This window comes from Streptomyces katrae, assembly GCF_002028425.1.
Taxonomy (GTDB): domain Bacteria; phylum Actinomycetota; class Actinomycetes; order Streptomycetales; family Streptomycetaceae; genus Streptomyces; species Streptomyces katrae_A.
On the sequence record NZ_CP020042.1, the window covers coordinates 4459190 to 4471419 of the forward strand.

At 73.7% G+C, this 12230-nt stretch carries 11 protein-coding genes; 6 read left to right on the forward strand and 5 right to left on the reverse strand.

The window, feature by feature from the left end; translation table 11 throughout:
- Positions 1-8: 8 nt before the first annotated feature.
- The gene (locus B4U46_RS20405; protein WP_079429174.1) at positions 9-674 is read right to left on the reverse strand and encodes a pyridoxine/pyridoxamine 5'-phosphate oxidase; all 666 of its coding nucleotides are present in this window, start codon (positions 672-674) and stop codon (positions 9-11) included.
- A 46-nt stretch (positions 675-720) separates the two neighbouring features.
- Positions 721-1560 (reverse strand): PhzF family phenazine biosynthesis protein, encoded by an 840-nt coding sequence (locus tag B4U46_RS20410; RefSeq protein WP_079429175.1) that lies wholly within the window; start codon positions 1558-1560, stop codon positions 721-723.
- Positions 1561-1855: 295 nt separating this feature from the next.
- Here B4U46_RS20410 and B4U46_RS20415 point away from each other — a divergent pair, with 295 nt between their 5' ends.
- Positions 1856-3058 (forward strand): M4 family metallopeptidase, encoded by a 1203-nt coding sequence (locus tag B4U46_RS20415; protein ID WP_079429176.1) that lies wholly within the window; start codon positions 1856-1858, stop codon positions 3056-3058.
- A gap of 2 nt (positions 3059-3060) precedes the next feature.
- Positions 3061-3363, forward strand: coding sequence for a protealysin inhibitor emfourin (locus B4U46_RS20420; protein WP_237293018.1), 303 nt, complete (start codon positions 3061-3063; stop codon positions 3361-3363).
- Positions 3364-3456: 93 nt separating this feature from the next.
- Here B4U46_RS20420 and B4U46_RS20425 read toward each other — a convergent pair whose 3' ends face one another.
- On the reverse strand, positions 3457-4680 hold the full coding sequence (locus B4U46_RS20425) for a thiolase C-terminal domain-containing protein (RefSeq protein WP_079429178.1): 1224 nt from the start codon (positions 4678-4680) through the stop codon (positions 3457-3459).
- 176 nt (positions 4681-4856) lie between these two features.
- Here B4U46_RS20425 and B4U46_RS20430 point away from each other — a divergent pair, with 176 nt between their 5' ends.
- Both B4U46_RS20430 and B4U46_RS20435 read left to right on the forward strand, forming a co-directional pair.
- Positions 4857-6110: an acyl-CoA dehydrogenase family protein gene (locus B4U46_RS20430; RefSeq protein WP_079429179.1), complete on the forward strand. Its 1254-nt coding sequence runs from the start codon at positions 4857-4859 to the stop codon at positions 6108-6110.
- Entirely contained in the window at positions 6110-6595 is a 486-nt protein-coding gene (locus B4U46_RS20435) for a nitroreductase family deazaflavin-dependent oxidoreductase (protein WP_079429180.1), read from the forward strand. Before B4U46_RS20430 ends, B4U46_RS20435 begins: the two co-directional genes overlap by 1 nt.
- Before the next feature lie 54 nt (positions 6596-6649).
- Here the strand turns inward: B4U46_RS20435 and B4U46_RS20440 are convergent, their stop codons facing one another.
- On the reverse strand, positions 6650-7297 hold the full coding sequence (locus B4U46_RS20440; protein WP_079429181.1) for a TetR family transcriptional regulator: 648 nt from the start codon (positions 7295-7297) through the stop codon (positions 6650-6652).
- 342 nt (positions 7298-7639) lie between these two features.
- On the opposite strand from B4U46_RS20440, the gene B4U46_RS20445 reads away from it, so the two are divergent.
- Together B4U46_RS20445 and B4U46_RS20450 are read left to right on the forward strand one after the other, a co-directional pair.
- Entirely contained in the window at positions 7640-8500 is an 861-nt protein-coding gene (locus B4U46_RS20445; RefSeq protein ID WP_079429182.1) for a VOC family protein, read from the forward strand.
- Between the two features lie 204 nt (positions 8501-8704).
- Positions 8705-11272, forward strand: a complete 2568-nt coding sequence (locus B4U46_RS20450; protein WP_185117204.1) for a PQQ-binding-like beta-propeller repeat protein — start codon at positions 8705-8707, stop codon at positions 11270-11272.
- 52 nt (positions 11273-11324) lie between these two features.
- On the opposite strand, the gene B4U46_RS20455 is transcribed toward B4U46_RS20450, so the two are convergent.
- Entirely contained in the window at positions 11325-12218 is an 894-nt protein-coding gene (locus B4U46_RS20455; RefSeq protein ID WP_079429183.1) for a hypothetical protein, read from the reverse strand.
- Between the last annotated feature and the right edge of the window lie 12 nt (positions 12219-12230).

Here is a 12230-nt window from a genome sequence, read left to right on the forward strand (position 1 = left end):
GGGCGGGCTCACGGCCAGAGCAGCTCGCGGGCCCAGGTGTCCGGACCGGTGCGGCGGTAGCGCAGGCGGACGTGGCGGCGGGCGGCGTCGCCCTGGAAGAACTCCGCCTCGGACGGCTCCAGTACGTAACGGGTCCACGTCGGCGCCGGGGCGTCGGGCTCCGCGGCCGCCCGCTCCCAGGCCGCCGCCGAGGCCCGCGCCAGCTCCTCCGCGGAGCCCAGCACCTCGCTCTGCCGGCCCGTCAGCGCCGCCGCCAGCGCACCGCGCGAGCGGACCGCCAGGTCCGCCCGGCTCTCCCGCTCCCCGCACGCGCTCACCCGGCCCCGCACGCGGACCTGCCGCCCCACCGCGGGCCAGTAGAAGACCAGCGCCGCCTCCGGCCGCCCGGCCAGCTGGCGCCCCTTGGCGCTGGTGGCGTGCGAGGCGAAGTGCCAGCCCCGCGCATCCGCCTCGTGCAGCATCACGATCCGCACGTCGGGCCGCCCGTCGGCGTCCGCCGTCGCCAGGCTCATCGTGTGCGGCTCCACCTGCCCGGCCCGCGCGGCGTGCACGAACCACTCCCGGAACAGCTCCAGGGGCTCCGCGGGCGCCGAAGCCGGGTCGAAGGAGGGCAGGGCGGTGTCCCAGACGCGCAGGGAGTGCAGGACCTCGTGGAACTCGGAGTCACCCGTCATCCCGCCAGGCTAAGGGCTGCCCCGTGGCCCGCATCCCCCCGCCCCGTCAGGCGATCGGGACGGCCGTGCCCGTCACCTCGATGCCCGCCGTCGGGTCCGCCGGCACGCCCACCGTGATCAGGCTCGGCCGGCCCATGTCCACGCCCTGGTGGACGGTGAGCACCGCCGGCACCTCCACCAGGCCAAGGCTCCTCAGGTACCCGCCCAGGGCGGCGGAGGCCGCACCCGTCGCCGGGTCCTCGACGACCCCGCCCGGCGGGAAGGGGTTGCGGGTGTGGAAGACCGTCGGCGACTCGCGCCGGACCAGGGCGACCGTCGTCCAGTCCCGGCGGGCCATCAGCGCGGCCAGCCCCGCCATGTCGTAGTCCAGGTCCGACAGCCGCTCCCGGCTCCCCGCCGCGATCACCGGATGCCAGGCCCCCGCGTACGCCGCCCGCGGCGGCAGCGCCGGATCCAGGTCGGCCGCCGACCAGCGCAGCGCGGCCAGCAGCTCCGCCAGGTCGGCCTCCGGGATCTCCGCCGTGCGCGGCGCCACGCTCACCAGGGTGGCGACCACCGCCCCGTCCGGCCCCGTCGAGGTGGTCACCGGCACCGGGCCCGCCTGGGTGTGCAGCACCAGCCTGCCCACGCCGTACCGCTGGGCGTGGGCGACGGCGGTGGCGATCGTTGCGTGCCCGCAGAACGGCACCTCGGCCTGCGGGCTGAAGTAGCGGATGTCGAGCTCCCCGTCCTGCCGGGGCACCACGAACGCCGTCTCCGAATAGCCGACGTCCGCCGCCGTGGCAGCCATCGTCGCCTCATCCATGCCGGTGGCGTCCAGCACCACACCCGCCGGATTCCCGCCGAGAGGGTCGGTGCTGAAGGCCACGTAGCGCAAGAGATCCATGGGCCGAACGTAACCGCGCGCTCGCGCGGGCGTCAAAAACCTTAGCTGGAAAGCGGGTTGACGTGCCGCCGGGTGCCAGGCCGCGCGCCGGTGAGCAGCTGCCCGTTCGTGCGGCGCGCGCAGGGGCGCAGGCGCACTTCGCCCGGCGGTTGCTGGCGACTGGTGGCGGAGCAAGACTGGTGATATCGACGCGAAACGACCGCTGCCATGCGATCCGAGATCGCCCTCACATCAAATGATGAAATGTCAAATGATGAATCTTTAACCGTTGGTCCTCTTGGGCAGGAGGTGCCCCATGAGCAGGGCCCGTCCGATCAACTGCATCATCCCTCCGTACATCCTCGAAAAGCTCCTGGAGAGCCCGGACGGTGACGTCCGCCAGGCCGCCCTGGACACCATGCTGACCACCGCCCGTCTGCGGGGTGAACGCACGGTCCGCGCCTCCCTCGCGGGCGCGGCCGCCACCGCCGGTGACGGCCGGCGCACCATCTTCGACTGCGACGAGGGGGTGACCCTGCGCCGCGCCACTCTGGTCAGGACGGAAGACGGACCGGAGTCCGCCGACACTGCGGTGGACCGGGCTTTCGAGGGACTGGGCCTGACGCGCGACTTCTACCGGGAGGTCTTCCAGCGCAATTCGATCGACGACCAGGGCATGCGCCTGGACGGCTACGTCCATTTCGACGTGCAGTTCAACAACGCGTTCTGGGACGGGCAGCAGATGGTCTTCGGCGACGGGGACGGGAAGGAGTTCAGCAACCTCACCGGCTCCCTCGACGTGATCGCCCACGAGCTCACGCACGGCGTCACCGAGACCACTGCCGGACTCGAGTACCACAACCAGTCCGGGGCCCTGAACGAATCCATGTCGGACGTATTCGGTTCACTGGTCAAGCAGTGGTCGCTGAAGCAGAAGGCGGAGGACGCGGACTGGAAGATCGGCGCCGACGTATGGACCCCGGGAATCGCCGGTGACGCCCTGCGATCGCTGAAGGAGCCGGGGCAGGCGTACAACAATCCCCTGTTCGGCAAGGACCCCCAGCCCGACCGCATGAGCAAGTTCATCCATCTGCCCGACACGCCGAGAGGGGACTCCGGCGGGGTGCACTTCAACTCCGGCATCCCGAACAAGGCGTTCTTCCTGGCCGCAGTGGGCATCGGCGGATTCGCGTGGGAGGCCGCCGGACACATCTGGTACGACTCGCTCAGGGCCTCGACCGCCGACGCCGGCTTCCAGGACTTCGCGGACACCACCTTCCAGAAGGCCGGGGACCTCTTCGGTGCCGGCAGCGCCGAGCAGGCGGCCGTGCTGGCGGCCTGGGCGGGGGTGGAGATCCAGATCAGCGGCGTCCCGAAGGGCCGGGTCTTCGCCGTCGACGGGAACGGCCGCGTGGGCCGCGACGACGGCATCGCAGCCCTGTCCCGGCAGCTCGGGGAACTGAACGCCAAGGTGACGGGACTGGCCAAGGACCTGACCGCGCTGAAGGGCAGCCGGTGAAGGTGACGCTGGAGACATTCGGCGGGCTGGCGGCGACGACCCGCCGCCCGCCGGAGGTCCTGGACACGGCCACCCTGCCCGCCTCCGCCGCAGCGGAACTGACCCGCCTGATCGCAGCCGCCGCAGCGGCTCCCGCAGCAGCCGAGGGCGACCGCGCGCGGGACGCGATGAGCTACGCGATCACGATGGAGGACGGACCGCGCACGACGACCCTCGAACAGTCGGACGCCACCATGACCCCGGCCTTCACGACCCTGCTCACCTGGCTCAGGGCACGCACGGCCGGCGAACCCCCTCGTCCATGACCCGCACCCCCATGTGCCAGGCCGACGGGGTCCCGGACGCCCGACGAGGCGGCCCCCCGACCTCCCCGCCTGGCCGCTGAGGGACCCCCGCCCTCACCCCCGCCCCAGCAGCACCGTCCCCGAAGAGCAGAACCAGCCGCCGGTGCCCGACGCCAGGGCTATCTCCGGCAGGCCACCGCCACCACCGCCGCCGCGCTTCGTGACCTGTCTGCCCGGGCCCGCCTCGCCGCGGAGTTGGCGGACGGCTTCCACCAGGAGGAAGAGGCCGCGCATGCCCGGGTGGCAGGCCGAGAGGCCGCCGCCGTCGGTGTTGACCGGGAGTTCGCCGTCCCGCAGCAGGCGGCCCTTCTCCACGAAGGCGCCGCCCTCCCCCTTGGCGCAGAAGCCGAGGTCCTCCAGCGTCACCAGGGTCATGTACGTGAAGGCGTCGTAGATCTCGGCGAGGTCCACGTCCGCCGGGGTGAGGCCCGCTCGGGCGAAGGCCTGGCGGCCCGAGACGGCGGCGGGGGAGACCGTGAAGTCCTCCCACTCCGACATCGTGGTGTGCGAGACGGACGTGCCCGTGCCCAGCACCCAGACCGGGGTCTTCGCGCTGTCCGGAACGTACTCCTCCGCCGCCAGGAGCACCGCGCAGCCGCCGTCGGAGCGGATGCAGCAGTGCAGTTTGGTGAAGGGGTCGGCGATCGGGTCGGACGTGAGGACGTCCTCGACGGTGATCGGGTCGCGGAACATCGCGTCCGGGTTGGTGGCGGCGTTCGCCCGGGCCTGGACGGCCACCGAGGCGAGCTGCTCCAGCGTCGTGCCGTACTCGTGCATGTGGCGGCGCGCGGCCATCGCGTACTTGGCTACCAGCGTGTGCCCGTACGGCACCTCGAACTGGAGCGGCCCGCGCGACCCGAACGACAGGTTCGACGTACGCCGCCGGGCCTTGATGTCGGCGCGGGCCGTCGAGCCGTAGACGAGCAGGACGGCGTTGGCGTGTCCGGCGGCGATGGCGTCGGCGGCGTGGGCCGCCATGACCTCCCACGTGGAGCCGCCGACGGACGTCGAGTCGACCCAGGTGGGCCGCAGGCCGAGGTACTCGGCCACCTCCACCGGCGCGAGGACGCCGAGGCCGGCCGAGGCGAAGCCGTCGATGACGGAACGGTCCAGGCCGGAGTCGGCCAGCGCCCGCCGGGCGCCCTGCGCGTGCAGGGTGTACGGGGTCGGGCCGTCCACCCGGCCGCAGTCCGACAGGGCGACGCCGACCACCGCGACCCGGCGGCGGGGTGCGGGAAGGGACGGGGACACGGGCGGTGCGGACAGGGGTCCAGGCATGGGAGGACGGTACATCTGACATGGCGTCAGATGAAACCCCCACCCACCCCCATCCACTCGCACCCACCCCCCAACCGCTCCCCGGCCCCACCCCCAAAGCCCGCCCCCGCCCCCTGTGCATCTCGCCCCCGCCGCTCTAACATGACGGCCCGTCAGAAACGGGGAGGAGCCCGACGATGGATGCCGCCTTCACCGCGGAGCAGGACGAGATGCGCCGCACCCTGCGCGAGATCCTGGGCAAACGCTGCGGCCCGGACGAGGTCAAGGCCGCCGTCCGGACCGAAGCCGGATACGACCGCGAGCTGTGGCAGCAGCTCTCCCGGCAGCTCGGTCTGCCCGGCATCGCCATCGCCGAGGAGTACGGCGGCGTCGGCTGCGCTCCCGCCGACCTGACGCTGGCCTGCGAGGAGACGGGGCGCGTGCTGCTGCCCTCGCCCCTGCTGGCCACCGCCGCGCTGGCCGCCCCGCTGATCGGGGCCCTCGGTACCGAGACCCAGCGCACCGCCCTGCTGCCCGCGCTCGCGTCCGGGGAGCTGACCGCCGCGCTCGCCGTGCCCGGGCCCGCCCTGGCCACCGCCCTCGCCCTGACCGGCGACAACGCCCCCGGAGACTGGGCGGGCGGCGGCCGCGCGGGCGGGGTGCAGGCGCGCGCCGACGGCGACGGCTGGCGGCTCTACGGGGAGGTCGCCCAGGTCCTCGACGGGCACAGCGCCGGCCTGCTCCTGGTCGCCGCGCACACCGGCGGCTTCGCCCGGGCCCGGACCCTGCTCTTCCTCGTCCGGGGGGACGCGCCCGGCCTCGTGCGAACCCGGCAGGCCACCCTCGACGAGACACGCCCCCAGGGCCGTATCGAACTGCGCGACGTAAAAGCCGAATTGCTGGGCGCGCCGTTCCAGGACGCCCACGGCGCCGGCACCGGGACCGGCACCGACCCGCTCCCCGCCCTGGCCGCCGCCGGACTCCTCCTCGCCACCGTCCTCGCCGCCGAGGCCGTCGGCGCGGCGGGCCAGGCGCTGGCCCGCACCGTGGACTACGTGTGCCGGCGCGAGCAGTTCGGCCGCTCCATCGGCTCCTTCCAGGCGGTCAAGCACCGCCTGGCCGACCTTTACGTCCAGGTCCAGGCCGCCCGTTCGGCCGCCTACTACGCCGCCTGGGACCCCGAACAGGGCCCCCTCGCCCTCGCCCAGGCGCTGGAGGCCCTGCGGATCACCGCCGGAGAGGCCATCCAGCTCCACGGGGGCATCGGCTTCACCTGGGAGCACGACTCCCACCTCTACTTCAAGCGGGCGGCTGCCGACGAGCTGCTCTTCGGCCCGGTCCACCGGCTCCGCGGGCATGCCGCGCAGCAGGCCGGCCTCTTCGCCGCACCCGACCGGTCCACGACTCCGTCCGCAACGCCCTCCGCGACTCCACAGAAGGCGGCCGTCTGATGGCTCCCGGTGCGACCCTCCCCGTCAAGCTCATACAGAAGGTCTCCTCGACCCTCCTCTTCGCCCGGATCGCACCGCACTTCATCCCCGCCATGGACAAGGCGGTGCACCGCCTGACCGGCGGAAAGGTGCTGCTCAGCGCCCGCATGCTGCCCGGGGTGATCCTCACCGCCAAGGGTGCGAAGAGCGGCGAGCCGCGCACCACCCCGCTCGCGTGCATGCCGGAGGACGGCGGCGCCAGCTGGCTGCTGATCGGGTCCAACTTCGGCCGCCCCGGCCACCCGGCCTGGACCGGGAACCTGCTCAAGCACCCGGACGCGGACGTGAACTGGCAGGGGCGGGACATCGCGGTACGGGCCCGCCTGCTGGAAGGGGCCGAACGGGCGGAGGCGTGGCGGGCGGTACTGAAGTTCTGGCCGCCGTACGCGACGTACCAGGCGCGCATCGAGCGCGAGATCAGGCTGTTCCGCCTGGAGCGGCGCTGACCCCAGGCGTACGGGAGCCTGCGCCGACGGCGGACCCCCGCGAGGGGTCCGCCGTCACCTGGTCGGCTTCTTGCCGGTGATGCCCAGGTGCACGAGCAGCGCCAGGTTGGGCTTGAGTTCGGCCTGCTTGACGCCCCAGGTCTGGAAGCCCTTCTGGTGCGAGGCGACCGCTGCCAGCATCGCCACCAGTGAGCCGGCCATCGCCGCCGGGCTGAGGTCCTTGTCGACCTTGCCCTTGGCCTGGAGCTCCTTCATCGACTCCGTAAGGGAGTTGGTGACGGAGTTCAGGATCTTCATGCGGATCTTGTAGAACCGCTTGTCGCCCTCGGCCGCGCCGAGGTCGACCACGCGAAGGATCGCGTCGTTGCGGCGCCAGAAGTCCAGGAATCCCTCGACCAGTTCCTCAGCGGCTGCCCAGCCCGCCTTTCCGACCCAGTTGCGGCCCTCGACGAGCGCCGTCAACTGGGCTCCCTCCGTGGCCATTTCCTCGGCGATCTCCAGGACGGCGCCCTCGACGTCCGGGAAGTACTGGTAGAAGGTGGCGGGGCTGGTACCGGCCTTGCGCGCGACGTCGATCACCTTGACGTCGCGGTACGGCGAGGAGCTGAGCATCTCGCTGAGGCAGTCGAGCAGCTTCTGCCGCGTCGCCTGGCCGCGCCGGCCGGCGACACGCCCGTCGACGGTGCGTACTTGTCCTGTCATGCCGTCAGCTTACCGAGGGGGCTCCGGCGCGCTATTCGGCCGCCTGCAAATGGGGTTACGGCCCCGCCGACCAGCCCAGGAGCGACTGCGGGACGTCCCGGGGCAGCGGATTTCGGCCGAATTGCGGCGGCGCCACCGGGGCGGTGAGCGGCGAAGGCGCCGACCCGTCCAACCCCGGTACACCCTGCCCTCCAAGCCCGACGCACCCCCCTCCGTATCCCCCCGTATCCCCCGAATAGTCTTATCAACAGGGTGTGGACAACCTTTCGGGCGGACCATGTCCATCAGGGACAGACCCAGTGCAAACCAGTGCAACCCGGCGCAACCGGAAGGAACCTCCCCATGGTCGCATTCGCGGAAGGCTCCCCCTGCTGGGTCGACGCCTCGCTGCCCGACGTCGAGGCGGGCAAGCGCTTCTACGGTGAGCTCTTCGGGTGGACCTTCGGCGACAGCGCGGGCCCCGAGTACGGCGGCTACACCCAGGCCTACAGCCGCGGCCGCAACGTCGCCGCCCTCGCCCCCAAGCCCGACGGCCGCATGCCCACCGTCTGGGGCATCTACCTCCACACCTCCGACGCCTACGCCTGCGCGGCCCGCATCCGCGCAGCCGGCGGCCAGATGGTGATGGACCCCCAGCCCGTCGGCCCCTACGGCACCGCCGCCATGGCCGCCGACCCGGGAGGCGCCGTCTTCGGGCTCTGGCAGCCCGGCACCCACCACGGATTCGAGGCCCAGGGCGAGCCGTACACCTACTGCTGGGGCGAGCTCTACACCCGCGCCCGCGACGCGGTCGACGTGTTCTACGCCACCGTCTTCGGCTACGTTCCCGAGGACCAGTACGACCCCGACGAGCCGGCTGCCGCCCCCGGTGCTCCCGGTGCCCCCGCCGCCGAGTACCGCCTGTGGTCCCCGCCCGGCTCCGCGCCCGGCGCGGCCACCGCCGTCCTGGGCCGCAGCCTGATCACCGACGCCTTCCCGGAGATCATGCCCGCCCACTTCCTGGCCTATTTCGCCGTCCCCGACTGCGATGCGAGCGTGGCCACGGTGCAGCGCCTCGGCGGCCGCGTGACCGCCGATCCGTTCGACACGCCGTACGGCCGGATCGCCGTCGTGGCCGACAATCAAGGGGCCGTCTTCGCCCTCCTGTCGCCGCCGCGCGCGAACGCGGACCCGGAGCCGGGGCCGGACCAGGCGCGGGCCTGACAGAATCAGGATTGCGCGACTCCTGGCCACGGGCCGGGAGTCGGACGCCGCGCGCGGCGGAACGGGTGCCGTCGGGTGCCGTTCCGCAGGTGGTGCCGTACGGGACGCCGGGCGGCCGTCCGCCGTGCCGGTGCGCGCGCCGGCGGACGCGCTGGGAAAGAGCGGGCCCGGGCAGAGGGCCCGTACGGGGAGGTGTGGAGGCGAGTGGTGGAGCAGCTGACGCAGCACGACCCGAGACGGATCGGCCCCTTCGAGGTGCTGGGACGGCTCGGCGCCGGCGGCATGGGGCTGGTCTATCTCGCGCGGTCGGCGTCCGGTCGGCGGGTCGCGATCAAGACGGTGCGCACCGAGCTCGCCGAGGACCAGCTCTTCCGCGTGCGGTTCACGCGCGAGGTCGAGGCGGCGCGCGCGGTGTCCGGTTTCTACACCGCGGCCGTGGTCGACGCCGATCCGCGCGCGGCCGTGCCGTGGCTGGCGACCGCGTACGTGCCGGCGCCCTCGCTGGAGGAGATCGTCAACGAGTGCGGGCCGATGCCCGTGCAGGCCGTACGGTGGCTCGCGGCCGGCATCGCGGAGGCGCTGCAGTCCATCCACGGGGCGGGCCTGGTCCACCGCGACCTCAAGCCGTCCAACGTGCTGGTCGTCGAGGACGGGCCGCGCGTCATCGACTTCGGCATCGCGAGCGGCGTGTCCAACACGCGGCTGACGATGACGAACGTGGCCGTCGGCACCCCCGCCTACATGTCGCCGGAGCAGGCGAAGGACTCGCGCAGCGTCAAGGGCGCCAGCGACGTGTTCTCGCTCGGCTCCACCCTCGTGTTCGCCGCGACCGGGCACCCGCCGTACCACGGGGCGAACCCGGTGGAGACGGTGTTCATGCTGCTGCGCGAGGGCCCCAACCTCGACGGGCTCCCCGACGAGCTGCGGCCGCTGATCGACTCCTGCATGCAGATGGACGCCACCCAGCGCCCGACCCCCGCCGACCTCCAGGCGCAGCTCGCCCCGCACCTCTTCGACGGCGGCGACGACAGCGGCACCGCCTCGGCGTGGCTGCCGGCCCGGGCCGTCGCGATGATCGAGGCCCGGCGCGCGGGGCACCGTACTCCGGCCCCCGGCGTCCCGGCCCCGGGCGTGCCGTCCCCGGGCGGCCCCTCCCGGGCCCCGCAGGGCGGCTCCGCGGCAGCCCCGGCCTCGGGCCACGCGCCCGCCTCGGGCCACGCGCCCGCCTCCGGGCACGCCCCGGCCCCCGGCCACGCCCCCGCTTCCGGCCACGCGCCCGCCTCAGGGCCCGCCTCCGCCCACGCCCCCGCCCTGCCGGTTTCCGGCCCCGCCACGCACCGCAGGCCCCCGCGCGGCACCGCCGACCCCTTCACCGACCCGCGCACCGGTCAGGCCCTGCCGCCGCGCCCGGACCGCCCGCCGATGGCGCCGGTCTCCTCGCTGCCGGGCGCGCCCGTGCAGCTCGGCGGCTCGCCGGTGCCGATCGGGCCCGGCCCGCGCGCGACGGCCTCCGCCCCGGCCGCGCTCGCCGCCGCGGACTCGGCGACCGGCTGGGTGCGCCCGCCGGCCGGGGTCCCGTCCGCTGCCGCGGCCCCGGTGGCCACCCCGTCCGTGCCGGCCCCCGGCCCGTCCCCGGACAGCGGGCGCTGGCGGCCGTGGCGCTTCCGCATGTCGAACGAGGTGTGGGGGACCCCGACCGTCGCGGGCGACCTGCTGTACGTCACCTCCTTCGAGGTGCACGCCCTGGACGTCGGCAGCGGCCGGCGCCAGTTCAAGACGCGGGACGTCGCCTGGTCCATGGCGGTCGCCGACGGCCGCATCCACGCCTCCGACGGGCCCTCCCTGTTCGCCCTCGACGCCAAGGACGGCTCCGAGCGGTGGCGGCTGAACACCGAAGCCTGGGTGTACGCCCTGCGCGCCGAGCGGGGCACCGTCATCACCGCCACGCGCGGCGGCGGCGTCCAGGGCTGGGAGGCCTCCAACGGGCAGAAGCTGTGGGAGCTGAGCGGAGCCCAGACCGACTTCGAGACACCGGAGGCGGCCCCCGTCCTCCACGACGGCACGGTCTACGTCTGGCAGGACGCCCGGCTGCGCGCCCTCGACGCCCGCTCCGGGCTGGAGGCCTGGTCGTACCCGGTCGGGGACGCGGCCTCCTGCGGCAACGTCCCGGTCCGCGTCACCCCGGCCCCCGACGGCAACGTGTACGTGGCCGCCGGCACCCGGGTGCTGTCCGTCGACCGGGCCTCGGGCCGGGTCCGCTGGCACTTCGAGGCGCCCGCCGTCTTCCTGGCCCCGCCCGCGTTCGCGCCGGGTCCGGCGGTCACGGGCGGCGGGGTCTACCTCGCCGACTACCTGGGCACCGTCTACGCCCTGGACGCCGCCACCGGCAAGGACCGCTGGCGCATCGCCACCGAGCCGCGCCCGGCTGCGGACCCGGTGCTGGTGGCGGGCGGCAACGTCCACCTGGGCGCGGGCAGCGCCCTGTACACGCTCGACGCGGTCACCGGCACCCCGAAGTGGCGGTTCGCGGCGGGCGGCGAGATCACCGGCCCTCCGGTGGTCGCGGACGGCCGGGTCCACTTCGGCTCGGCCGACCACTGCCTCTACACCCTGGACGCGGCGGGCGGGCAGCTGCGCTGGAAGCTGGCCACGGGCGGCGAGATCACCGGCGCACCGGTCGCAGAGGCCGGCGTGGTGTACGCGTGCAGCAAGGACCGCTGCGTCTACGCCCTGGACGCCGCCAAGGGCACGGGCACCCGCACGGGAGCCTGAGCCACCCCCGGCCCCCGCCCCGCCGGCGGGGGCCGGGGCCGACCGGGCCCCCTCAGCCCTCCGGGCCCTCGAAGAGGCCCTCCGCGTCCGATACGGCGAAGGCGAGGTCGATCCACCGCCCAAGGGTGTCGAGATCGCCACACGCGGCGATCCGCTCCCGGACCTCCTGGGTCACCGCGACTCCGCGGTTGTCGAGTACCCGCAGGACCAGCTGCGCACGCTCTTCGACCCGGCCCTGCGCCTCGCCTTCCAGGTAGGTCTCCTCGATGAGCGTTCCCCGGCCGGGGAAGTAGGTACGCGGCATCAGGTCCCTCCAGGTCTCTCGCGCCGGGGTGTTCCCCAGGCCGATCTCCAGCAGTTCGGAGTAGTAGGCGACGGATTCGGGATCGGCGCTCCCCAGGGCCTCCGCCAGTGCTTTCAGTATGGCCGGAGCGCTCCGGCCGCGGCCATGGGTCATGGCCGAGAAGGTCGCGAGCGGGAGGTCCCGCGCCGCGTCCTCCACGTCGGTGATCACGGGGACGTTCCCGGGGCCCAGCACCAGCGGGTGCAGCGTCAGTGCGTTCCAGCCCTGGGCGCCGAGCGGGAAGGGCCCGGCCGCCCAGCGGGCTGTGCCGTCGTCCTGGCAGATGACGAGGAGCAGGGCCGGGCAGGCGTACTTCGCCTTCAGGTACGACAGGTAGTAAGCCCAGCTGACTGCCTTGTCCGGGTCGCGGCGGCCCTGGGCCTCGATGGCGAGGAGGAAGCCGCCGACACCGTCCTCCGGCTCGATGCGCAGGACGCTGTCCACCCGCCGCTCCAGCGGACGGATCTCGGTGACGTCGGCCGTCAGGACCTCGACGGCGGCCTTGGCGGGAAGCGGCACGCCGAGGATGCGGAACACCGGGGCGAGCAGCTCCGGGCGGTCCTGGAAGATCCGGTGGGATGCCTCGTGGTGCGAAGCGACCATACGGACGATCCA

Bases quoted from the DNA above. Each gene is read 5' to 3' on its own strand.
- B4U46_RS20405 (WP_079429174.1), bottom strand. From the start codon at position 674: ATGACGGGTGACTCCGAGTTCCACGAGGTCCTGCACTCCCTGCGCGTC.
- B4U46_RS20410 (WP_079429175.1), bottom strand. From the start codon at position 1,560: ATGGATCTCTTGCGCTACGTGGCCTTCAGCACCGACCCTCTCGGCGGG.
- B4U46_RS20415 (WP_079429176.1), top strand. From the start codon at position 1,856: ATGAGCAGGGCCCGTCCGATCAACTGCATCATCCCTCCGTACATCCTC.
- B4U46_RS20425 (WP_079429178.1), bottom strand. From the start codon at position 4,680: ATGCCTGGACCCCTGTCCGCACCGCCCGTGTCCCCGTCCCTTCCCGCA.
- B4U46_RS20430 (WP_079429179.1), top strand. From the start codon at position 4,857: ATGGATGCCGCCTTCACCGCGGAGCAGGACGAGATGCGCCGCACCCTG.
- B4U46_RS20435 (WP_079429180.1), top strand. From the start codon at position 6,110: ATGGCTCCCGGTGCGACCCTCCCCGTCAAGCTCATACAGAAGGTCTCC.
- B4U46_RS20440 (WP_079429181.1), bottom strand. From the start codon at position 7,297: ATGACAGGACAAGTACGCACCGTCGACGGGCGTGTCGCCGGCCGGCGC.
- B4U46_RS20445 (WP_079429182.1), top strand. From the start codon at position 7,640: ATGGTCGCATTCGCGGAAGGCTCCCCCTGCTGGGTCGACGCCTCGCTG.
- B4U46_RS20455 (WP_079429183.1), bottom strand. From the start codon at position 12,218: ATGGTCGCTTCGCACCACGAGGCATCCCACCGGATCTTCCAGGACCGC.